Annotated in this window: 13 protein-coding genes; 10 read left to right on the forward strand and 3 right to left on the reverse strand. The window is 39.5% G+C overall.

The genetic code is table 11. The annotated features are described in order from the left end of the window. Positions 1-131 precede the first annotated feature (131 nt). Positions 132-854 carry a head GIN domain-containing protein gene (locus KO529_RS05095; protein WP_215946815.1) on the reverse strand — a complete coding sequence of 241 codons (723 nt, stop codon included), beginning with the start codon at positions 852-854 and terminating at the stop codon, positions 132-134. A 425-nt stretch (positions 855-1,279) separates the two neighbouring features. Here KO529_RS05095 and KO529_RS05100 point away from each other — a divergent pair, with 425 nt between their 5' ends. From KO529_RS05100 to KO529_RS05120, 5 genes are all read left to right on the forward strand, one after another. Beyond that, a complete protein-coding gene (locus tag KO529_RS05100) occupies positions 1,280-2,854 on the forward strand; it encodes a sulfatase (RefSeq protein WP_215946816.1) in 1,575 nt (524 codons plus the stop codon). Between the two features lie 234 nt (positions 2,855-3,088). After that, positions 3,089-3,580: a DUF4440 domain-containing protein gene (locus tag KO529_RS05105; protein ID WP_215946817.1), complete on the forward strand. Its 492-nt coding sequence runs from the start codon at positions 3,089-3,091 to the stop codon at positions 3,578-3,580. A gap of 534 nt (positions 3,581-4,114) precedes the next feature. Further along, the gene (locus KO529_RS05110; RefSeq protein ID WP_215946818.1) at positions 4,115-5,353 is read left to right on the forward strand and encodes an ROK family transcriptional regulator; all 1,239 of its coding nucleotides are present in this window, start codon (positions 4,115-4,117) and stop codon (positions 5,351-5,353) included. An 83-nt stretch (positions 5,354-5,436) separates the two neighbouring features. Continuing rightward, complete coding sequence (locus tag KO529_RS05115; protein ID WP_215946819.1) at positions 5,437-7,290, forward strand: arylsulfatase; 1,854 nt, start codon at positions 5,437-5,439, stop codon at positions 7,288-7,290. Positions 7,291-7,328: 38 nt separating this feature from the next. Then, positions 7,329-8,732, forward strand: coding sequence for a sulfatase family protein (locus KO529_RS05120; protein WP_215946820.1), 1,404 nt, complete (start codon positions 7,329-7,331; stop codon positions 8,730-8,732). 100 nt (positions 8,733-8,832) lie between these two features. On the opposite strand, the gene KO529_RS05125 is transcribed toward KO529_RS05120, so the two are convergent. Beyond that, a complete protein-coding gene (locus KO529_RS05125) occupies positions 8,833-11,616 on the reverse strand; it encodes a family 16 glycoside hydrolase (RefSeq protein WP_215946821.1) in 2,784 nt (927 codons plus the stop codon). Between the two features lie 97 nt (positions 11,617-11,713). After that, the gene (locus KO529_RS05130; RefSeq protein ID WP_215946822.1) at positions 11,714-13,621 is read right to left on the reverse strand and encodes a ThuA domain-containing protein; all 1,908 of its coding nucleotides are present in this window, start codon (positions 13,619-13,621) and stop codon (positions 11,714-11,716) included. Between the two features lie 1,386 nt (positions 13,622-15,007). On the opposite strand from KO529_RS05130, the gene KO529_RS05135 reads away from it, so the two are divergent. The 5 genes from KO529_RS05135 to KO529_RS05155 all read left to right on the forward strand — a co-directional run bounded on the left by KO529_RS05135 (position 15,008) and on the right by KO529_RS05155 (position 25,598). Next, positions 15,008-18,055, forward strand: coding sequence for a M64 family metallopeptidase (locus tag KO529_RS05135; RefSeq protein WP_215946823.1), 3,048 nt, complete (start codon positions 15,008-15,010; stop codon positions 18,053-18,055). A gap of 50 nt (positions 18,056-18,105) precedes the next feature. Continuing rightward, positions 18,106-19,683 (forward strand): sulfatase family protein, encoded by a 1,578-nt coding sequence (locus tag KO529_RS05140; RefSeq protein ID WP_252734305.1) that lies wholly within the window; start codon positions 18,106-18,108, stop codon positions 19,681-19,683. Positions 19,684-19,738: 55 nt separating this feature from the next. After that, positions 19,739-20,551, forward strand: a complete 813-nt coding sequence (locus tag KO529_RS05145; RefSeq protein ID WP_215946824.1) for a sialate O-acetylesterase — start codon at positions 19,739-19,741, stop codon at positions 20,549-20,551. 138 nt (positions 20,552-20,689) lie between these two features. Then, positions 20,690-23,878, forward strand: coding sequence for a SusC/RagA family TonB-linked outer membrane protein (locus KO529_RS05150; protein ID WP_215946825.1), 3,189 nt, complete (start codon positions 20,690-20,692; stop codon positions 23,876-23,878). Between the two features lie 10 nt (positions 23,879-23,888). Next, positions 23,889-25,598, forward strand: coding sequence for a RagB/SusD family nutrient uptake outer membrane protein (locus tag KO529_RS05155; protein WP_215946826.1), 1,710 nt, complete (start codon positions 23,889-23,891; stop codon positions 25,596-25,598). The last annotated feature ends 129 nt before the right edge of the window (positions 25,599-25,727 follow it).

Here is a 25,727-nt window from a genome sequence, read left to right on the forward strand (position 1 = left end):
AGTCGAGGAATTCGATTATAAATTTAAATCTCCCTCTTAAGGCATTACCAAGATGTTTGCTTGAAGTGGTGTTTGTATAAAAAAAAGCTATTGGCTAAGAGTGTTGTTTCACACCTTGACCAATAGCTTTTCTATAGTTTCTTAATGATTTCCGAAGCTCCGGACAGTTTTATTTTATGGATGACGGGACTCCCTTTATATCTCAATTTGCTGGCACCTGAAGCATCGATATCTATGGTTTCGGAAACCGAAAGATAAGCATCACTTGCCCCGGATAATCGGATATCCAATGCCTTGACCAATAAATCGTAGTTCTTGAGTGTGCTTGCCCCCGATAGGGAAACGTCCAGTTTGTCAACTTTTCCAAAGAGGTCTATATCGGCTGCTCCACCTGCTTCCAATTCCAGTTGTTCCGAATCCAATTCCCCGGTAAATTCGGAAGCCCCCGTTAGTTCAATGGAGACGTCTGAAGCCACCAATTCAGATTCCAAGCTAACCTTGGAAGCACCGGATAAATCAAAATCGGTAATCCTTTTGGTAACAATGTACGCATTCAAGGTTGGGTTTCCCCTTATGCTTGTTAGGTTCCTTAACCTGATACCTAAGGTACCATTTGTCATTTCAACTACAATCTTATCATGTAGATTCTCATTTGCCTCAATCTCTATCTTTTCTTCCGTATCCGAAAATCGGACATAAATGCTGAAGGCATCCGAGACTTTTAAAGCGGAGTAGCCGGTAATATTCACTTCCCTAGTGGTAATTTCTCCCCGTGCCCTAATTATTTCATGGTCACAGGATGAAATAAGACCGAATAATAAAATAAGACTTATGTAAAAAGATTTTGTTTTCATTTACTCAAGATTTTATGATTGATGTTTTAAAGACAACCAAACAGATAAAAGGTTGCATTTTTTAGATTATTTATTTTTTGATAGGAGGCACTTTTTTTCCTATGAGGGAAATCTTGAAGTTTTGTTTTGTGTAAATAAGTACTGGAACAATTGTTTATATATGCCATTCATCTGTTAAAATTATCTACTTCTTGTTGTTGGTATTTTTTTACTTTGGCAACAATATTGTCGACCTTAAGGTGTATCCGGATAGAATTCTAAAATCACCTAAAAAGATTCTTTTGTAAGGTTGGGTTGTGGAGATTTTTATGGTTATCAACGGCGACTGTAGGAAATCCAGATAACTCCTTTTGTTGTGGCTGACGGAAAACTGGCAAAAGTGATTGATACGTGATAAAGAAATTATAATATATTAAATCCCTAAAATGAACTGTACTGTATGTAGCCCCTCTTTTTTTTGGAAAGCTTTTAAACTGACCGTAGCTGTATTTGTTTTTTTAATAGTTGGCTGTAAGAATGATGAAAAGGATAAAGAAAAGGAATTGGTAGCCCACCCCAACGTGCTGTTTATTTCCCTGGATGACATGAACGATTGGATACGGCCACTTGCCGGCAGTTCCCAGACCATAACCCCCAATCTGGACAAATTTGCCAAGAACTCGGTGAATTTTACCAAGAATTACTGCCCAAGTCCCGGTTGCAACCCTTCAAGATCGGCCGTTCTTACAGGGGTGCATACCTATAATTCGGGCATGTATTCCAATTATCAGGACTGGCGGAAGGTTCCCAGGCTTTCCAATACACTTACTATAGGACAACATTTTAAGAATAACGGCTACCTTACGGTAGGGGCCGGAAAAATATTCCACTATCAGCAAGTGGACACCCTGGGGTGGGATGACTACTATCCGTCCATAAAAAAGCCCATGCCAGACGATCCTTTTCCGGAGAAGACTCCGGCAAATATGAAGCCTTTTAAACATATGTACAGTATGTTCGACTGGAGTGGGCTTTCCGTTGAAGATAAAGAAATGGGCGATTATAAGACCGTAGATTTTATTTCCGATCAATTGCGAAAGGAACATGACAAGCCTTTCTTTTTTGCAGCAGGAATCTATCGGCCGCACCTTCCTTGGTACGTTCCCCAAAAGTATTTTGATATGTTTCCTTTGGATGAGATAGAGTTGCCAAACCTTATGGAAGGCGATATCACAGATTTGGGTCCCTTTGCAAAGGAATTGATTTCCCGTGGAGGAAATTATCATAAACATGTAACAGAGGCGGACCAATGGAAAAAGGCCATCCAAGGTTACCTTGCTTCCATTGCTTTTTCAGATGCCATGGTAGGGCGACTTTTGGAAGCCTTGGAACAAAGTCCATACGCAGATAACACCATAGTGGTCCTGTGGTCCGATCATGGGTGGCAATTGGGAGAAAAAAACCATTGGCGAAAATTTGCTTTGTGGGAAAACGTTATCCGTTCTGTCCTGATGGTAAAGGTGCCCAAGAATCTTGAAAAGATGCCAAACGGATCCAAGAATGGTATAGCCACCACCAATCTTACCTCCCTTATGGATATTTACCCTACATTGGTAGATCTCTGTAATCTGCCGGAAAAGGAGGATATGGATGGGGTGAGCCTGCGGCCAATTCTGCAAGATCCCGAAAAGGAGGTAATAAGACCCATTATCACCACCTATGATTACGGCAGTTATTCCGTACGCTACCAAAATTGGCATTTGATAGATTATATTGATGGGTACAGTGAACTTTACAACCTTGAGAATGATCCGGAAGAATGGTACAATTTGGATAAGGTGGATAGCCTACAGTCGGTAAAGTCGAAGTTGAGGTCCCATATCCCGTCCAACCCTGTTTCATTTCCAGAGAGTTCGCTGATCCCACTAGGAGAACACCACATACCACCTATCAGGTCCAAAGAACATTATGAAAGTGCGGATAGGAAACAGCGGATGGAGCGATTTAACAGTTCTAAGTAAGTGTTTGGGATGGGGATGTTTGGATGCTTTGGGGTAAATATCCTAATCGTTTAGTGTGGTTTCCAATTTATAGCCCGGACCTAGGGCTTAAGTACTTTTAAATAGGGCTTTTGCAATCCCAAAGGGGTCTTTGAATTTGTTGGATTATTCACAAAGTGCGAATTATTTTGTGTACTTTGATTTGAAAACCAAGTATTGATATATTTTAGAACTGATAATTAAAAGTAGAATTAAATGGAAATCAAGGCATTATTCAAAGTAGCGTTCATAGGATTGTTGTTCAGCAGTAATGTTTTTGCACAGAACAGAATAACCGAATTAAATGCGTATTGGAATGTAGTAAAGGAAAAAGTGGAAGCCGGTGATGTTGCGGGATATGGGGCAACATTCCATGAAGATGGAATATTGGTCTCGGATAGGGGCAAGGTATGTTATTCCTTACGGGAGGCATTGGAAAAATGGAAAGACGGACTGGAAAAAACTAATAAGGGTATAACCAAGGTAAATTTGGATTTTCGATTTTCAGAGCGGACAGGTGATATTACTACGGCTTTTGAAAGGGGCATATTTAGGCATGATTTACTGGATGAAAATGGGGAACGAGCTGAAAGGTTTATCCACTTTGATGCACTCTTGACGAAGAAGAATGGAAAATGGCTGTTAATGCTCGAGCATCAAAAATTACCTGCAACCAAAGAAGAATGGCTAAGCATGCCTAAAATGTAATCGTGTATTTGTTTTTATTTCTACTCAATCTGTTTGTGGTTTCGCCTTTTGTTAGCAAGGATTTGGCAAGATTGTAATGATTTATATTCGAATTTAAAAGCGATTAAAAAGCAAACAGTAGTCTTGTTTTATTAGCCACCATGGACTTCTGTTTTGAGATTTATTGGCATGCACGGCTAGTGCATTCTTATGGCTGAAGTTGCCAAGAAATCCGGATTGACTTTTTTCTAATTACAACTAAGGTTGCCAAGTGCTCTAAATAGATTGTTCCAAATAATTTGCCATACACCAAGCTCGAATTCCTTCATCATCCCACTATGGTCTACCTTAACATTCTTTTTAATACATATATCATAAGTTTGTTTTTTTAGTGAAAATTTACACACATTGGATTGTTAATGGGTTTATTTATAATTAACTAGTCTATATGTTGTATTTGCTATTTAAAATGGATATAATCTTTTAAAAATTTTTCATGAAAAACCATTTATGAAAGGTATTTTAATATCTTTGGTTTAGACAATCTTCAATTGAATGAAAAAAGAATATACAAAAATGGATGCAGCCTCTTTGCATCTGGCCAATAAAAAAGTTGTTTTAAAACTTATTAAGCATAATAGTCAAATTAGTCGCTCTGCCTTAGCCAAGGAGTCTGGACTAACCCCTCCATCCATAACTCGTATAGTGGATGAATTGATAAACGTGGACGGTTTGGTTGAAAGTCTTGGAGTAGGTAGCTCCAGTGGTGGTAGGCCTCCCATGATAGTTAAGTTTAAGAACGACAACAACTATATAATCGGTATAGATTTGGGTGCCACCTATATTAGAGGGTGCATGGTTGATCTTAATGCAAATTTTATTTCCGAGATACAGGTCCCTACCGAATTGGAAAAGGGATTTTCCAGTATTGTTGATAAGGTGATCAAGATGATCCATAAACTTCAAAGCAGAAAAGAAGCCACTGCCAAAATATGGGGAGTTGGGATTGGAGTTGCCGGTTTGGTCAACAGTGAAACGGGAATTATTGAATCCTCCCCGGATTTCGGTTGGACAAACATTGATTTGAGGAAGGAGTTGGAAAAGCATTTGGATTTGCCTTTTTTCTATGATAATTCCACGCGATTGATGGCTTTGGGAGAGTTGAAGATGGGAGTGAAGGAAAATCAGAAAAATTTTGCCGTAATAAATATTGGTTACGGAATAGCTTCCGGTTTGGTGGTTGAAGGTAATCTTTTAAAGGGCTTTTCCGGATTTGCTGGGGAGTTTGGACATATTTCGGTAGATACGGACAGCGCTGTGCAATGTAAATGCGGCATGTACGGTTGTCTCGAAGCTTTGGCTTCGGGTCATAGAATAGCTTCCCTGGGCCAACAGGTCTTGGCAGAGAATAAATCGGAAATGTTGAAGGAGTTATGTAATGGTAATGAAGACTTGATTACCGCCGAGTTGGTAGCACGGGCCGCAAAAAAGGGTGACCCTGCATCTATGAAGATATATGATGATGTGGCCGAGTATCTCTGTAAGGGAATAGGAACCATTGCAAATTTATTAAATCCGGAAACCGTGTATATAGGAGGAGGAATTTCCTTGAACGGTGATCTGCTTTTCGATTTAATAGAAAAGAAAAGGGACAAATATTTGTTGCCTGGAAACGCCAGGGTTAAAATTAGACCTTCCACCTTTGGTGATCAGGCAACTTCCATTGGTGCGGTTTCCGTGGTCTTGGAGAAAATTTTAAACTTGGAATTGTCCGGGATCAAGCATAATAATTAAAAATGTAATTAGCCAGATCTCACTTGTTGGTAGGTTCGACTTATCTTTTTTCTGCTTCTGGCACACAATCAATAAAAATTTAAATGGGGAAATTAAAACGTATTCTTATAGTCCTGTCATTTGGGCTAGTTGTATTTAGTTGTAAGGAGGTCGCGAAAAGTGATGTAACAAAATCAGGACATAAGAAACCCAATGTTATTCTTATTATGACCGATGACCAGGGATATGGTGATTTGGCCAGTCTTGGAAGTCCATATGTTAAAACTCCTAATTTAGATAAATTCTATAATGAGAGTGTGCGTTTTACCGACTTTCATGTAGACCCTTCCTGTTCTCCTACAAGATCGGCCCTGCTGACTGGTAATTACTCTGCCCGGGCAGGAGTGTGGCATACTATAGGAGGGAGGTCCCTGTTGAAGGAGGGGATGACTACCATGGCAGATGTTTTTACTGATAATGGTTATAAGACAGGCGTCTTTGGAAAATGGCACCTTGGGGAAAATTATCCCTTTAGACCTAACGATCGGGGATTTCAGGAAGCCTTGGTGCATGGGGGAGGAGGAATAGGTCAATCTCCGGATTTTTGGGGAAACGACTATTATGATGATACCTATAAGCACAATGGTAAATTTGAGAAATATGAGGGCTATTGTAATACGGTTTGGTTTAACGAGGCTATTGATTATATAGAAAAAAATAAGGACGAACCATTTTTTTGCTATATACCCACCAACTTGCCCCATGCGCCCTTGAACGTGGACGAAAAATATGTAGCGCCTTTTAGGGGTAAGGTTTCGGAACGTTTGGCAAAGTATTACGGGATGGTGGAAAAAATAGATGAAGATGTTGCTACCTTATTTCAAAAGATCACCGAGCTTGGATTGGACGATAATACCATAGTTATTTTTATGACGGATAATGGTCCATGTCCATGGTTTGGAGGGGTTGAGATGGATTTTGAAACAGGTTTTGTGGAGGAAGGCTATACTGCAGGTATGCGAGGGGCGAAAATATGGGGTTATGAGAATGCCCACCGAGTGCCGTTTTTTATTCGTTGGCCACAAGGAGGAATTCAGGGTGGAAAGGATATAGATGCACTTTCTGCACATATAGACGTACTTCCCACGCTTATAGAACTTTGCGGGCTTAAGGCCGCGGATAGTTTAAAGTTTGATGGTAGGAGTTTAACGCCACTATTAAACGGGGAAATTAATACATGGAAAGACGATAGAGCGGTTATCGTCCACAACCAACGTGTGGAATACCCTGTAAAGGATAAGGAATACCAGGTAATAACCAAAGATTGGAGGTTGGTGAATAGGGAGGAAAAGGAATTGTACAATATCAAGAAAGATGGGGGGCAAAAGAATAATGTGGTGGAACAAAACCCCGAAGTAGTTGAAGAGCTTTACAAAAGATATGAGGATTGGTGGCAGGATGTTTCTGTAGGTTTTGATCAATATGCCACAATGTATGTAGGGTCTGAGCATGAGAATCCGGTTACGCTGTATTCCCATGATGCACATACAAGGAATGGGGAAAAGATATGGACGGTAAACGTAGCTCGAGACGGTAGGTACGAGGTGTCAGTAAACAGGTGGCCCAATGAGTCGGGCAAAAGAATTGGGGAGAACAGTAAGGGTGCTTTGGAGGATAGGATAGAAAGTGCTTCCCTGAAAGTTGGTAATATAGAACAAACGGTGCAAGTGGATAGTAAAATGACATCTGCTAAGTTTGTAGTGGACCTTAAAGCAGGGGTTACCTGTTTTCAGTCGTCATTTAAGTTTAAAGGGAATGATAAGGTTAGTGGTGCAGGCTTTGTCTATGTGGATTATGTAGGCGCCGGAGATGCCCAAAAAATCAGTGAATATGTGCCTTCTGTTCCCGATGACCTCTTAAGGAAGGGGTATGAGCAGAAAGTGGTGCTTTTCGATTAAAATGAATGTTTAAGGTAGTTGGATTTTATTGTAGTAAAATGAGAAAATTAATAAAAGTGGTTTCTGTAGTTCTATTGTTGGTACTTGTATCGTCATGTAAAGAAGGGTCGCAGAAGCAAGAAGTAGTTGTAAAGAAAAAGCCAAATATTATTTTTATCCTTACCGATGATCAGCGTTGGGATGCCATTGGGTTTGCTGGAAATAAAATAATAAAGACTCCGAATATGGATGAATTGGCCAGTGCGGGTCTCTATTTTAAAAATGCCTTTGTAACCACCCCTATCTGTGCAGCAAGTAGGGCTACTATTCTTACGGGTCTGTATGAGAGAACCCATGACTTTAATTTCGGAAAACCCAAATTGAACAATGAGTATATGTATGATAGTTATCCCTATCTGCTAAAAAAAGCAGGTTATAGAACCGGACTTATAGGTAAGTTTGGTGTAAAGGTTAACGAGGGTGTAGAGGATTCTATTTTCGACACCAGTATTAAGACCTTTTGGCCATATCTGAAAATGGTAGATGGTAAGGAGAAGCATCTTGCTGATATCAACGGGGATCATGCGATCGACTTTATTAAGTCGGACAAGGATAAGCCTTTTTGTCTTTCGTTGTCCTTTTGGTCGCCCCATGCCGATGACGGTGCCGAAGAACAGTATTTCTGGCCAAAATATGCAGACAGTTTATATGTGGAAAATGAAATTCCGGTGCCAGGAACAGCCGATCCTGCATTTTTTGAAGCTTTGCCTGAATTTATGAAGCATTCAATGAATCGAAAAAGATGGTACTGGCGATATGATACCCCAGAGAAGTTCCAAAAAATGGTGAAGGGATATTACAAGATGATCAGTACCGTGGATAGTGTTATAGGTAGATTAAGGACTACTTTGGAAGAAGAAGGTTTGGCGGACAATACCGTAATTATATTTATGGGTGATAACGGTTACTATTTGGGCGAACGTGGATTTGCAGGTAAATGGTTGATGCACGAACAGTCACTTCGTGTGCCCATGATGATTTATGACCCTAGGGAAGCTGAGTCGGACAGGGGGAAAACCTTTGAAGAAATGGTGTTGAACCTGGATATTGCACCAACTATATTGGATTTGGCGGGCGTGGAGATCCCTAAATCCTATCAAGGAGAAAGTTTAATCTCATTTTATACGGACAATACGGAAAATTGGCGGTCTTCAGCATTTTTTGAACATCAACGGGAAGGGGAGTCCTTGCTTCCCAAGACGGAATGTTATAGGGACGATGAATGGAAGTACATTAGGTATGAGGCTAATCCGGAATTCATTGAGCTATACAACCTTAAAGAGGATGTGAACGAGGTGACCAATTTGGCCTATGAGGATAAATATAAGAATCTGGTAGATCTCTATTCCAAGAAATGTGATTCTGCAGTAGCTAAGTTAATGAAACAGCGAAGGGTGAATTAATACGCTTTTTTCTATTGACCTGTATTCTTTTTCACAGCACAAATCTTATTATCGGTAAAAAAAGGCCTTTTTTAATTGCATCTTTTTAGGATAATTGTGGTTATTTTATTGGACGTACCTTAATATTTCGCCACTGCATTGTGAATTGACGTTCACCATTAATTCCATGAATCTGCAAAGCGATAAAGCCCTTAGGATGGGTTTTGTATACTTCATCGTTTACTAAATCTTCTATTAAGTGACCATTTACAAAAGTTTGAATTCTAGGGCCATTAGCAACAATCCTAATTTTGTTCCATCCTTCAGAAATAAAATAATCATGTCCTGTTTCTACTTTTTCTTTTGAAGAAAGCCATCCGGTTCCAAGTGCTTCACCATAAAGAAGTCCTGTGGTAATTGAATTTTCACCCATCTTTCTACGAATTTCCAGTTGTGGTCCCCAAACCCTTCCTGCTCTCCAAGCATCTTGATCCTTTTCGGTAACTGGTCGAACCGAGGAGCGGAACTGAATGCCTTGGTTTGTAACGTCATCAACGGTAACTTCGCATTCCAATTCAAAATTTTCAAACTCTTGAAGGGAGCATAAAAAAGAATTAGGACTTTTTTCCGTGGTTCTTCCTATAATTGCATTATCCTCGACCGCATAGGTGTGAGAACCGTTCATATGTACCCATCCATCCAACGTTTCACCATTAAAAAGAGAAATCCACCCATCGGAGTCCGCCTTACTGTTCTTTAAAGATTCATCGGTATTATCATTACTTTCAGGTAAAGCAAATACCATTACATAATCCCCCGAAGGTGTATTGTTCTTGCCTCCACCTCCAGCTACTATGGCTACATACTGGCGTCCATTTTGCATATAAACACTAGGTGTAGCGTATCCACCCACGGGTAAATCGTACTCCCAAAGAATATTACCGCGATTTTTTTCAAAGGCCCTGAATTTTTCGTCTGCCGTAGCAGCTATAAAAACAACACCCCCAGCTGTTGCCACGGCCCCACCATAATTTAAGGTTCCCGTATTGCGAATATTTTGTTTTACTAGTTCCGGATATTCCCCTAGAGGTTTTTTCCAAACATAATCACCGGTACCCATATCAATGGCACTTAATGTTCCCCAAGGCGGGCTAGTAGCAGGATATCCATTTTGGTCTAAAAAGAGATTATATCCCGTATGCGTGTACCTTGTTTTCTTTTCCAAAATATCTTTTTCATTATTGGAAACGGTATCATTACTCATAATAAAATCGGTAATGGCATTAAGATCTTTAGTGGTAAATTGAGAAAAAGCTGGCATTATGTTTTTGCCATTTTTAATAATTGATGCTATCTCTTCCTTGGTTTGGTTCAAATGAATTACTGAAGGGTATGTTGGAGGAACACCACCACGGTTTAGACCATGGCAAGAGGCACAGTTTTTAATATATATTTCGTTCCCCAATTGCAAATTTGTTAAGTTGGAGCTATCCGTAGATTCGTAAACTTTTTTTAGTTTGGATATGCTGGCTACATTGTTGGAATTAACATAAAGGATATTGGTATATGGATCATAAGACCCGCCTTGCCACTCTACGCCCCCTAATACACTAGGACTTGTTATTGTTCCTCTTTCCGAAGGTGGGGCATACAAACTTGCTGACATATAGTTATTGAACTTTTTTCTTGCATATTCATTGGACTCTGGAGAAATAGTGGTCAAGTCGGCTTCTGTAATGCCTTGGCGGCTTAAAGGAAGTGGCTTGGTTGGGATGGGTTGTGTGGGCCATGCTTCTTCGCCCTCAACCTGCGATTTTGGAACGGGTGTTTCCAAAGTGGGAAAAAGCGGTTCTCCCGTTTCTCTATCCAGAACAAATACTAGTCCCATTTTTGTAAGCTGTACTACGGCATCCTTTTTCTCTTTGCCATGACTAATTGTTATTAAGATAGGAGCTGATGGATTATCATAATCCCAAATATCATGATGAACAGTTTGGTAATGCCAAATACGATCACCGGTTTTTGCATTGAGGGCCAACACACAATTGCCAAAAAGGTTTTCACCTTTTCTGTTTCCCCCGTAAAAATCATAAGCTGGCGAGCCGGTAGCTAAAAATACCCAACCACGTTTTTCGTCAACAGTAAAACCACTCCACGTATTGGCACCTCCATAGGTTTCCCCTTCTTTAAACTGCCAGGTGTCAAATCCAAAATCACCTTCTTTGGGAATAGTACGGAAAACCCATTTAAAATCTCCTGTTACAGCATCATAAGCTCTAATATTACCGGGAGTTGAATCATAACCTTCGGGAACACGGGAACCTATAATTAGGAAGTTTTCATAAACAATGCCAGGCGACGTTACTTCAATGGATGCTTTATTAATATCCATCTCTAAATTTTCCCTTAAATCAATATGTCCGTTTGTGCCAAATGAGGTAATTAGTTTTCCTGTTTTCGCCTCCAAGGCATAAACCCTATTTTTCACAAAAAGAAAAATACGTTGGTCTTTACCGTCTTTGGAACTCCAATAAGTAACACCTCTTGTTCTGCCCTTAAAAACAGTTTGATTTTCATTGAATTTTGAAGAATTAAAAACCCAGACTTCTTTTCCTGTTGCGGCATCCAAAGCTACCGCATTTAAGCTAGGAGTAGATATATACATGAGCCCCTCAACAATAATCGGATTAACTTGTAGGGACGAGTTTTTTGTGGCATCACCTGTTCTGTACTGCCATGCCAACTCTAACTTATGTACATTGGCAGCATGTATTTGTGCTAATTCTGAATATTGATTGCCCTTTTTGTCACCTCTATAAATTGACCAATCTGTGTAATTATCAAGCGGGTCTGTATCTTTTTCAATAGTTGAATCTATTTTTCCTTCTTCTCTGCCGCACGACAAGAAGGAAAGTAAGATAGAAGCGAATAGCAATAAATAGATATTGAAGGTTTTAGTAGAAAAAGAGATTTTTGGGTTACACATCATAATTTATTATAGTTTAATCTAAAATAGGTGGTCTCAAAACGGTACTTTCAGAAGTTGGAAAATCAGGTTCAACATAATTGTCTACCACATTCCCGCTTAACCATTGTAGCGCTCTTGTCATGGACTGTTGAAATGCGGTACAACGGATATTTGGTGGCCATTCTTGATCTTTCCACAAATGGCCATAGGTAGAGCAATAAATCTTGCCTTTCCCAAATTTAACCGTCCATTCCATTGGGAAGTTTAACTCCGTTTTTGGGTCTTTGGCATACGACAATACTTCTAGGTTTTCGGTAGTGCCCCTTCCGTAACGGTAAATCTCTACATCGGCTGCTATCCAAGATTTTGGCATACCAATATGAATGGGATGACCAGCTATTCGGGTTACCAAGGCATCTGTTCGTGCACCATGCCCTGTGTTTTCACCTTCTCCTTTTGGGATAATCTCCAGTTCTTCTTTGTCATTGATGGTTACGGCTACGCCAAAATCCTTATCTCGCCATCCTAAAGCTAACATTTTATTATATGCAGGCCATCCTTTAAAGGCATTGGTCGCACCGTGATACATGTAAACCCCACCGCCTTCTGTTACATATTTTTCAAAAGCTTGTTTTACATGATTGGGCCATTGCAAAGTATCTTCTTTAAAAATATTATTGCACGTCTGTATAACTACAGGATATGAATTAAAATCAGGATTCCAATTTTTCCAGTCCGATTCATTTTCTTTTTGATTTGGACAAGTGCTAACCGATACTGTAAACTTCCCTGTGGACTCCAGTATTTTTTGTAAATATTCAGTATTCAATTCCCAATTGTGATTGCTAAAACCATCAATAATCAATACGGGTATTTTTTTTGGTTCAACAATATCACTGACCTTTTCAATCTTAATATCGTCATATAAAATTCCACCACCTACTTTTAATGCTGTTGAAAACAATGAGAGTGTTATTTCTCCATCTGATGGCGCTATAAAATCGTGCGCTATTCTTTCCCAACGGGGTGCTTTTGCCAATTTGTCCCTGTTTAAACTTAAAACCAACTCATCATCAATAAAGATTTCACCGGTAAGTGGATCTTGTTGATCCCATGATTGATGACGGGAATATAATGCCGACAAACGATATTTAACCCCTGGTGTTAAGTTGGTTATGGTTTGTGCTATGCCGCCTGGCCCATGGCCACCCAGATCAATAACCCATTTTCCACTTGGTGAACCAAAGCGGTCAATGGCAATAAGGTCTATATTCTCTTGCATGATCAACCATCCCGGCAGCTGGTCTCCATATAAATGTGGGTTTCCACTTTCACTAATCACTTTCATTTCAAATCCACCATTTACTAAATGGTCATTTACCGGAGGTTTTGAAGGCTGTCCCTCTATTATTCTAAGGTTGTCAATTACCAACCCCATATCCCCTTTTGTGGTTGAAACAAATTCAATAGTTGCGGTACCCTTGGCTGTTGATTTAAAGCCGAAACCAATGCCTCCAATATAATTGGGTGCTGGTGATAGGTTTCGGAGTGTTGCCACCGTTATACCGTTAATAACAACATTAGCAGTTGCCAACAACGTTTGATCATCGCGCTGTCTCCCTTTTTGGTCTGCGTATTCAAATTTTAAAGCATAATCAGTAGATTTTTTAAGCCCTTTTATGGTCTGTACAATACTCCCAGGTTGGTTTCCATTTAAATCCAGTACTTGATTTCCTTCAACGGCCGAAAATACATTACTAGCAATCAATTCGACATTGCCGCTGCTAATGGTCCAGCCTTTGAGTTTTTTTACTATCTGGCTCTCACCAGTTATTTGATTTTTTTCAAAAGAGGCATTTTTTATTTGAGCTTTAACTATTGATATATTACAGCATAAAATTGAAACTATAATGATGAATTTCTTATAGAAATTATTTTTCATAACCTTTAATTTTATTATCCTTCTACAATCAAATGAAGGGATTATTCATTTACAGCTTAAAAATATACATTACCGGTAATACCTACACTATAAAGAATGAATTCTTAAAACTGGTTTGCACTTGTACGTCTTCCCGTCTTCCCGAAAAGGGACTCTTTCGAAGTGACTGCCTTTGTCTATTCGAGCCAGCCCAGCCCTCAAGCGTACGTAGCGCGGCAATCTGCTTCTAGCAGTGAACAATGTTCTATGTTAAAAAGTTGAAAGTCGTCACTTCGAGTGGTTTTGCATAACGAAATGGAGCTAAATTTTATCGAGAAGTGGACGGCGTACACTTAACCTGTTCTCGATACAAAATGGCTATCGCCATTTCACTCGAACTGACGACAGAACTTAACGCGTCCTTCCATTTCCACATTAACCCAAAAACCCATTTCCACATTGATCCATTTCTCTTTTCTCTAGATTGTGTCTTTTTCATTTTCACTCTTGGCAATTTCGTCATTGCGAGCGTAGCGCGGCAATCTGCTTCTAGCAGTGTACAATGTTCTATGTTCAATGTTTAAAAGTTGAAAGTCGTCACTTCGAGTGGTTTTGCATAACGAAGTGGAGCTAAATTTTATCGAGAAGTGGACGCCGTACACTTAACCTGTTCTCGATACAAAATGGCTATCGCCATTTCACTCGAACTGACGACAGAACTTAACGCGTCCTTCCATTTCCACATTAAATCATTACCCCATTGGTACATTTTCCCATCTTCAAATTACCACATTTCCTCATTATCAAATTTATCCATTACCCCATTGGTACATTGTCTCATTAGTACATTTTCACATTAACTCATTACCCATAGGTACATTTCTACATTAACCCATCTTCAAATTACCAAATCAACTAATTATCAAATTAACCACCCATTGTTACATGGGTACATTTCCACATTGACTCATTTCCACATTAAATCATTGCTTCATTTCCAATTATTCCTTCGCTCTGGTCTGCAAATTACAACATAAAGTGACTTATTAAAGATTATTTAATAATTGACTTTGAAATAATATTTTTCTTAAAATTTTATTAAATTTTTATGTTTTTGTAATAGGTTGATGTGATCTATCTTTTTACTTTTGTGGTTTATTATTGAGTTTATTGCTAATTATATTGCTAATTTGGTCAAAATAGTATTGTAATCGGCTAATATTGCAATTAAAAGTTAATAGTTTACATGATATTTTTGTTGAATTGTTAATATGAGTTGAGTATTGATAATAAGTTTCTTAACTTTTTATTAATAAATTAAAATATGATTGTTTAATCCATCTGATGGACTTTGGGAGTTTCAAGGTTGATCAATTAAGGATATTAAAGATTTAAGTTCCCCCAGCTATGAAGAAATGCTTTGCGTTTGTTTGTTTTGCTTTATTATCAATTTTTCAGGGTTATTCCCAAGAAGAGGAAGGAGCCTATGGAAAATGGACAGAGAAGCAGATAGATGGGTTTATAGCAAAATCAGAATTAATCCCTATTCAGGTAACTGGTGATAAAAACAATAGGATCAATGTTGTAATAGTAAACCAGTGGACCTCTAGGGACGAGGAGCCTTATAATTCCCCCGAAATGAGGGGCGAATTTGTAAAAGATATAGAGGAATCCTTGGTAGCTGCACTTACGTATGGGGATGAAAGGGCCCAAACGGCCTATGCCAATTACAAAGAGTTTTTTAATGTTTATGGCCTGTGGATGCCCGATACTCCTGAGTGGAAAAAGGGAATTGATCTTGAGGCTATGGATGCTATCCGTGATAAATTATTTTTACCATGGACGAATGAATATACAGGCTGGGTTACTTTTCTAATAATGCCCAATAGGGAAAATGGTGGTGGCGGAGCGGCCAGGAATCTGGAGAAAAGGGTTGGCAATGCCGTAATAGCCGGTAATGGAATTGGTAAAATGTTGCATGAAATTTCCCATACTTGTATGAGTATAGGGGATGAATATACTACGGCCGCAACAGGTACCAGTGCATTTCCTACTTATTCCGCTGATCTGCAATATGAAAGGGATAAGATTAAATGGAGGAAATGGATAGAGCCCACTACGCCCTTACCAACCCCATATGAGGCAGAGTACCTTGATAAAATAGGGGCTTTTGAAGGAAATCAATATCACCTTGTAGATTATTATAGGTCCACCGCCCAAGGCTGTATTATGGGGGCAGGTGTATTTGATAATACCGAGGAAATGTGCCCAGTGTGCAACCAAAGGGTTTCTATGAGGGTGTATGACCTGGTGGATATCATAAAAAGTAGTACCCCGGAAAATAAATCGATTGAAATAAAGGGAAATAAAAAGATTCGTTTTGCAGTAGACCATATTGTTCCTGAACCCAATACCCAAGTGGTAAGATGGTTTCTAAATGGACAATTGATTGCAACTGGGCCAGATGAAATTGAAGTTGAATTTGGAGCCATTGCCAAATATGAACTGATTTGTTCTATTACCGAGGAAACAACAAATATTAGACCTGATCCCCCCTTTGCCAAATTCCCTGAAGTTGAGGTAAAATGGACCATCAGTAATGAAGCTCGAACCTCGGATGCAAAGAAAATTGCGGTCAATATTCAATCTAAGAAGGTGGATAAGCAATCTGAACTCTTCACTCTTGAGCCTGCCATTGCGGGAGGGCTGCCACCTTTTACCTATCAATGGTCTACTGGAAGTAGCTCTGAAACTCTAAAAGATGTAGGGGTGGGTATTTATGATCTAGTGGTAATTGATAGTCAATTTAGAACGGAAACTGCCCGTATTTCTATTTATGAAAGTAGTTTGGGCGGTGGAAAATCGATTAAAAAATCCAAGAAAAACAAAAAGAATAAACCTGCAATAGAGGTTGTGGCAGATGTAAAAGCTTCTGAAATCCATGAGGACAATGGTTCCATATCGTTGAGTTTTATAGGAGGACAGTCTCCTTATAAGGTACAATGGTTGAATGCGGAATATGTATACGGGGATAATTTACTTTATGAACCTGAAAACGCTGACATTCAACTTCCAGATTACGAGATTAAAACAGTTTTTAGTGCAAGTGACAATTCTTATCTGGATTGCAAGGGAAGTGAAGGTTCCATTTCTTGGGAGGTAGAGGTCGCCAATAGTGGTGTCTACCCGATCGATGTAGTCTATGGAGGTGTCAACATGAAGGGGTCGGAGGCTCAGATTTCCATCAATGGAAAGACGGAAGCGAAGACCATGCACTTTAATCAGACACGTCCATTATATACAGGTTGGGATGTGGCCACCGCACAGGTGTATCTAAATGAAGGACTAAATAAGGTCGCTGTTATTTCCAATGGGCAATCTATTCCCAATATTGATTATTTAAGGGTTCCTACAAGTGTCAAGCCTAAGTCGGCCGTGCAGAATGAAAGAATAAATCTTGCTCCCGGAAATTACGAATATGTGGTAAGTGACAGTGGTGAAAATGTAATACGGGGAACCGTATCCGTACCTGAGGTATATCCTTTTGAGATTGGCAATATAGAATTGGAAAATAGGGAAGGGGCTGTGGCAGTGGTAGGTCCACTTCCGGGTTATACCTACAAATGGTATGCAGAGGACGTAACCGGCACAAAAGGTGAAATTTTTGAAAAGCCTTTGGCTATAGGGGATTCCTTTGTTCCTAATGGGCCAGGAAATTATTACCTAGGCGCACAGAACAATCTTTCTAGGGCAGAGAGCAAAAATAGGATCGGTTTCAGGGTGGATGACTTAGCGAACAAAAGAGCAATTGCAATAGATCCATCAGAATTGGGATACGAAAGTATTAAGATGTGGTTTGACGCCAGCGATGTGGATGGTAATGGAAAACAGGATGAGATTCTTCCGCAACGGGGACCTGTAACGGATTGGAAGGATAGGTCTTCCAGGCGAAGCCCCAATGAATTGTTCATGAAATATGAGCCAAATCAATTAAATGGAAAAGGTGTTGCGGCCTTTGATCATGTGTGGGTGTCCTTTATGCAAAAAGAAGTGAAGGATTATCAGACCATTATAATGGTGTATAAGGAAAGTAGTATGTCCTTTCCGGGAACAAGTCTTTTTAGAGGGTCCAATAGTTTGTTGGGGAAAAGCAAGAATCCGGGGAAATCTATTTTCGATATGGACAATATAGATTCAAAGACCAAAAATGGAAAGGTTTACCTGAACGGTAATCAAGTAGATCCGTTCAATACTCCAAATCCTATGGACTTTTCTATTCTCACTGTACAACTGGAATCCAAATCAGATTCTGGACTAGCAAGGACAGAAGGCCTATGGGAAGGATCTATAGCCGAAATGATATTTATAGATAGAGAGTTGGAGGAATGGGAAAGAAAGGGTGTTGAAGAATACCTGAGAAGAAAATGGTTTTCAACCGTTGATATCAAGTTTTAACAAGTTGCCAATAATTACGAAACAATTTATATAACACTTAAATATTTTAAATGTCGAACAGAAAATCACCTTTTGCATTATTTCATATTTGTTTAATTCTGATTGGTTTAATTATGATTGTAGGTCTTTCTTCCTGTAAGGATGAAAAGGTAGCCGTAGCAACCAAAAAGCCCAATATTATTTACATTATGACAGATGATCATGGCTACCAGGCTATGAGCGCTTACAATGGGGGATTGAATGAAACTCCCAATATTGATAGGATAGCGGATGAGGGTGTAAAGTTTACAAGAAGTTTTGTGACCAATTCCATATGTTCCCCGAGTAGGGCGGTAATGCTTACTGGTAAATTTTCCCATTTAAATGGGCAACAGATCAATAGCCAAAAATTTGATGGAAGTCAGATGACATTTCCCAAGTTGTTACAAGGCGAAGGCTATCAGACCGCTATGATCGGAAAATGGCATTTGGGAAGTGATCCTACAGGGTTCGATTACTGGAATATTTTACCTGGACAGGGGGATTACTATAACCCTGATTTTAATGAAATGGGTGAAAAATCTAGGGTAGAAGGCTATGTAACCGGTCTTATTACCAAGTTCAGTCTGGATTGGTTAAAAAATAGGGATCAAGAAAAGCCCTTTGCGATGTTGATGCACCATAAGGCCCCTCATAGATGTTGGATGCCCGATACTACTTATTTGGAGAAATACAATGATGTTAAGTTTCCCCTGCCAGATAATTTCTACGATAATTACGATAGCAGGACGGCGGCAGCAAGCCAGAAGATGCACATAAAAGACTTCTGTCCTGTGAACGATTTAAAAATGTATGATAAGGAGGGGGAAATAGATGGTCCCTTACGCAAGTATTTCGAGGTCCAAATTAATCGTATGAACCCGGAGCAACGTGCAGCTTGGGATAAGGCATATGATAAGGAGATAAAGTATTACAAAGAAGCCAACCTTAGTGGTAAGGAATTGATGGAGTGGAGATATCAAAGATATCTTGAAGATTATCTAAGATGTATTGCTTCTGTGGATGATAGTGTTGGTGAGATATTGGATTATTTGGAAGAAAATGGTTTGGCTGAAAATACCCTTGTCGTTTACACATCGGACCAAGGATTTTATTTGGGAGAGCACGGTTGGTTCGATAAAAGGTTTATGTACGAAGAATCTTTCCGTACCCCTCTGCTGATGAAATTGCCATCCAGGTTCAAAAAAGGTACTGTAGACGAATTGGTTCAAAATATAGATTATGCACCTACATTTTTGGAATTGGCCGGAGTGGAAGTGCCAGAGGATATGCAGGGAGAATCTTTGTTGCCAATTTTGGAAGGTAAGGAGATACCTGAATGGAGAGAGGCCCTGTATTATCACTACTACGAATACCCTGGTCCACACTCCGTAAAAAGACATTATGGGGTAAGGACAGATAGGTATAAGTTAATCCATTTTTATAACAATATAGATCAATGGGAGCTATATGACCTAAAGGAGGATCCTACAGAGATGCACAATTTATATGGAGAAGAAGGTTATGGTGATATAACCGAGGATCTTCATGCAAAATTGGAAGGTCTACGAGAACAATATAAAGACACTGTTGCTTTGGAGACAAATTAATTCGATGATAAAAGGGAGGGCAAATGCCGTGATTCCCTTAAGAAATTATTTAAAAATGAGTATAAAAGTTCCCCCAATATTAATACTTCTATTTCTCTTCACCACAATAAGTGGTGTGGGGCAAATGGATACATCACGTCCCGTCAAGGTCTTTATTCTTGGGGGGCAGTCCAATATGGATGGTACCGGGAAATCGGAAGAGCTGCCCGAGGAGTATACCGTACACCCGGAAAATAGCATGACCTGGGACAATAAAAAGAAAATATGGGTACCATTAGGAACCGACTCCTTCGCCGAAAGGAGAAAATTCAAGTTCGGTCCAGAAATTGCGTTTACCCATCTGCTTGCCAAAAAATATCCCAAACATACCATAGCTGTAGTTAAGACTTCAGGGGGCGGTACCAAACTATGGAAACATTGGCTTCCGGGACAGCCCATGTATGTTAGATTTCTTCAGAATATGGAGAATGCCCTAGAGAATTTAAAGGGCAAGGGAACACCCTATGAAATATGTGGCATGTTGTGGATGCAAGGGGAATCTGATGCAGAATTTTTGGAATGGGCAAACGCTTATGAAGAGAACCTCAAAACCCTCTATACCGATGTGAGGCTGCAAACGGGTAAAAAAGACCTGCCCATTGTTATGGGGCGCATTTCCATAGGTCTCTTAAGAAAGACACCTTGGAATTTTGATTTTACCGAAGTGGTCCAAGCCGCCCAAGATAGGGTAGCTGCAGCAGATAAAAATGTGCTTATCATCAATACCGATAAACTGGAAACATTGAAGGATAATACCCATTTTAATTCTGAGTCCAATATTTGGTTGGGTAAAAAGATGGGCAAATCAATGTTAAAACTTATTAGATAGAAAATCACCAAAACATGAAGAAATCAGTTCAAATTACGATCTACTTTTTAAAATTATATTAATAATCAATATTTTGTTAATAGTAGAAAGTAAGGATTCAAGATAGTATTGCCAATATTAATATAAACAACAACTCAAATGAAAGTAAAACAGAAATTTAAAAGCAAAATTAGACTTTGCAATGCAGTGCTTTTATTCCTTTTTAGTACGATGGGAATAATGGCTCAGACGGTAACTGGAACGGTAACCAGTAACGATGGACCCTTGCCCGGAGCAAGTGTTATCCAAAAAGGAACCTCAAATGGTGCAATCGCCGATTTTGACGGGGTGTATGAACTAAACTTAGTGGCCGGGGAGAAAACATTGGTGTTTTCTTACTTGGGTTACCAAACTTTGGAAGTAGCGGTAGGTAACAAAACCGTAGTTGATGGGTTTTTGCAGGAAGATGCCCAGGCTCTTGATGAGGCGGTAGTAGTAGGTTATGGAGTACAGAAAAAGGAAAATTTAACTGGATCCGTTTCAATTGTTGGAGAAGATACGTTCAACAATAGGCCAGTGGCCAATGCCCAACAAGCTTTACAAGGGGCTTCCCCAGGTTTGCAGATTTCTACTTCCAGTGCTACAGGTGAGCCAGGAGCTGAAATGAATATGAGCATTAGGGGATTAACATCTCTTGAAGGAGGGAACGCTCCATTGGTTTTAGTGGATAATATCCCCATGGGAATAAATGACATTGACCCTAGCGATATTGCAAACATTTCTATTTTAAAGGATGTGGCCGCCTCCGCTATATATGGAGCAAGGGCAGCCTTTGGGGTTATTTTGATAACTACCAAAAGTGGAAAGAAAAGCGGTGGCGTCAATATTTCTTATTCTACGAATTATGCGGTCACTTCCCCAATGAATATGCCTCAAAATGCAGATGCATTATCTTTTGCCTATACAATGAACCAGGCCAGTGAAAATGCCGGAGGGAGTCCGTATTACAGTGAGACTAGATTGGAATGGATAGCTCAGAATTTGGCCAATCCGGGTAGTGCTCCAGAAGTTGAAGAGACAGCAAATGGTTTGGCATGGGATCTTGGTGTAGACGGATTAAATGCTTCTGCAGCTACGGACTGGGAGTCTCTGCTTATTAAAGAAACCAGTTCTCGAATTAAGCATAACCTGAGTTTTTCTGGGGGTACTGATAAAACGTCCTATTATGTGTCCGGTGGCTATTATGACGAAGAAGGTCTGTTAAAAGTGGGGAAGGATTATTTTACCCGTTATAATATTGATGCAAAAATTAGCACAAAAGCCACTCCTTGGATGGATATCTCTCTTCTAACTAAATACAAATATGAAGAACAGGAATATCCAGCACATGCTACTTCTGGATCAGGTAGGTCATTCGTTACATTGCTAATGACAAGACTAAAACCTACCAAGCCGGCGTTTTACCCAGGGACAGATGTTTGGACAGGTAGAATTGGTGAGCAGGAATTGCAAAAATCCCTTGAGACAAAAAGACAATTGATACTTTCTCCTAGGGTAACCCTTGAACCAATAAAGGATTGGGTAACTAATATTGAGTTTAACTACCGTACTAATGATAATAGTCAACAATCTAGATTCCCAACAGTGCCCAGCGCTGTGCCAGATGGCAATGGAGGGTCAATTATAACTTCCTCTAACCAGGAAAGCACCCGCTACTATTCTAGTCTATGGACCAATACTTATTTGTCGCCAAACATTTACTCGGCCTATACCAAAAGTTTTGGGAATCATAATTTTCATGCAATGGCAGGGTATCAGCAGGAAAAGTACAGCTATTCCAATTTGTTCGCACAATCTGCTTATTTGTTGACCGATGCCATTCCTTCCATTAATACATCAGTTGGTGAAAAAACCATAAGCGATGATAAAGGACATTGGTCTACTCAAGGCGTTTTTGGAAGATTCAACTATAATTATGCCGAAAAATACTTATTTGAGATGAACGTGAGAAGAGATGGTTCATCAAGGTTCGATTCAGATAACAGGTGGGGTACCTTCCCTTCTTTTTCTGGTGGTTGGGTGCTTTCCAAAGAGAACTTTTATCCTCTAAAGGATCAAATAGAATTCTTGAAGTTTAGAGGTTCCTATGGTTCCATCGGAAACCAAAATGTAAGTAATTATTTGTATGTTCCTTCCTTGCCAATTAGTCAATCATCTTGGTTGTTTGGCGGAGAACAATTATGGACTGTAGGGATACCAAATCTTTCCAGTGTTAATTTGACTTGGGAAAAAGTGAATACGGTCGATTTTGGGTTGGACCTTAGAACCCTGAATAATAGACTTGGTCTTACTTTTGACTGGTACCAATCAAAAATAGATAATCTTGTTGGGCCAGGAGAATCTGTGCCAGAAGTTTTGGGTACTAGTGTGCCAAAAATAAATAGTGGTGAAGTAACTACTACTGGATGGGAGCTTGAGCTTTCTTGGAGAAACACCTCCAATGATTTTTCTTATGGTGTAAGAGGTGTTTTATCCGATTATAAAAGTGAGATAACTAAATATAACAACCCTACGAAATTATTGAACAATTATTACGAAGGGATGCAACTCAATGAGATCTGGGGAATGGAAACAGCCGGTCTTTTTCAAACTGCTGATGATGTTGCTGGTTGGGAGAACGACCAATCCTTCATTTATTCTGGAGCTTGGTTTCCTGGAGACGTAAAATATATGGATTTGAACGGTGATAATGTTATTGATATAGGGGACAATACTAAAGACAATTCAGGTGATAGAAAAGTAATAGGGAATAGTACTCCTCGTTTTCAATTTGGTTTAAGTGCCGATGCTTCCTGGAAAGGATTTGATGCCTCTTTTGTTATACAGGGTGTAGGTAAAAGGGATTTGGATCTTAGAGGATTGGGAACCTTTAGAGGGCCAGCCAATGGACCCCTACATGCTAATGTATATACAGAACATTTAGATTATTTTAGAGCCGAGGACACTACAAACCCGTTGGGACCAAATACCGATGGCTATTTTCCAAATGCATATAACCAATTTACAGGACAGAACAATAAGAACTATGGTTATACTACTACAAGGTATCTGCAAAATGGAGCCTACATGCGTCTAAAGAATGTTCAAGTTGGGTATACAATTCCAAAAGAGATAACCAGCAAGGCTAAAATGTCCAGTGTCAGAATATATGTATCTGGAGAAAACCTGCTCACATTTACAGATTTAATGATCTATGACCCTGAAGCATTTGATGGGAGGGACGGACGCATAGGTGACCAATATCCTATAAGTAAAATGGTTTCATTAGGACTAAACATTAACTTCTAAAATTAAAACAATGAAAAGGATAATATATATAATCACAATATTGTTTGCGGGAATGACATTTAATTCCTGTGACAGCGAGTTGTTGGACAAAACACCGCTAGATCAGATTTCTGATGCAGATTTCTGGAAGACTGAAGGAGATTTACAATTGTACCTAAATCAGCTGTATAACACTTTGCCAGGTTGGCCTAGTGCCGGTGCATCGCCTTCCTTAGATGTTGGAACGGACATTATTGCCCAATCCAGTACCTGGTTTGGGGCATCAAATGCCGGTAGATTGGATGGAACTGTATCTGTACCTGCCTCCGGTGGTGGTTGGAGTTGGACGAATATTCGTAGAGCAAACTATTTTCTTGAAAATGCGTCCCGTGCAGAAACCGGAAATTTGATAGAACATTATGTTGGTGAGGGACATTTCTTTAGGGCTTGGTTCTATTTTGAACTGTTCAAGGATTTTGGTGACCTACCTATAATAACAGAGGTGTTGGACTTGGAGGATGAAGCTATATTATATGGAGCGCGTAGTCCTAGAACTGAAGTGGCCAATTTTATCCTTGATGAACTTGATTTGGCAATAGCTAAGTTGGAATATGCATCTGAAGTAGGGCCATCTAGAATAAATAAGGATATCGCTGCACAGTTTAAAGCTAGGGTAGCCTTGTACGAAGGTACCTGGGAGAAATATCATCAAGGAACCGATTTTGCAGGTAGCACCGATGGATCTGGATTTTTACAAATAGCTGCAGATGCTGCTAAGACCGTAATAGATGCAGGTAATTATTCCATCTCTACCGGGGATGTGGATATGGCCTACTATGATCTATTCGTTCAGACAGATTATAGTGGTAACCCAGAAGTTATGTTGTACAAACATTATGATTACCTAACCTACAACATACAGAATTCCTTATGGAACCAACCTAATTTGTCAGGGATGACCAGGGAAATGACCAAGTATTACCTTGCATCTGATGGTGACCCTATTTCTGTGAGCGACGATTTTGTCGGAGATGCTACCTTGGATGAAATTGAGGTAAACCGTGACCCGAGATTGGCACAATCAGTAATGGCACCCGGGGATTTGGATATTGTAGCGTTAAATGGCGATGAGTCTTTTTTTACTATACCTGATATGACCCGTAACCCTACAGGTTATTCCATAGAAAAATGGAGATCCAAGGAAATAGTAGAGAATAATCAGAGAACACGCGATATTGGCTATATTTTGTTCAGATATGCGGAGGCCCTTCTAATTTATGCCGAGGCCAAGGCAGAATTGGGAACTGTAACCCAAACCGATCTTGACTTATCTATCAATCAGTTGAGGGATAGAGTGGGTATGCCACATCTAATATTAAATGCCATTACACCAGACCCAGAGTGGCCAGATTATGGTTACACTTTGCCAGATTATGTTCAAGAGGTGAGAAGGGAACGTGTGGTTGAGTTATTCGGAGAAGGGAACCGTTTGGATGATTTAATGCGATGGAGAGCACACAATTTATTTGTAGGTACCAGACCTTTAGGGACCACTTACACAGCTGAGATTGAGGCGAAATATCCTAATTTAACTGTTGATGGGGATGGATTTTTGGATCCTTATGTGAATTTCTTAAGTGGAGGTGCTTATGGTTTTGACCCTAACAGGGATTACCTACTGCCTTTACCTATTGATGAACTTACATTAAATAATAATTTGACCCAGAATCCTAACTGGTAATAATATAGTATAGTGTTTATTTAAAAAGAGCTGGCTACATAACTGTGCCAGCTTTTTTTTTAATATTGTTCATTCTTACTGTGCAATAAATATAGCTGATAAGGGAGCTTTTAATATTGGGTGTATATG

It is taken from the genome of Arenibacter algicola (assembly GCF_018860365.1).
GTDB classification, from domain to species: Bacteria; Bacteroidota; Bacteroidia; order Flavobacteriales; family Flavobacteriaceae; genus Arenibacter; species Arenibacter algicola_B.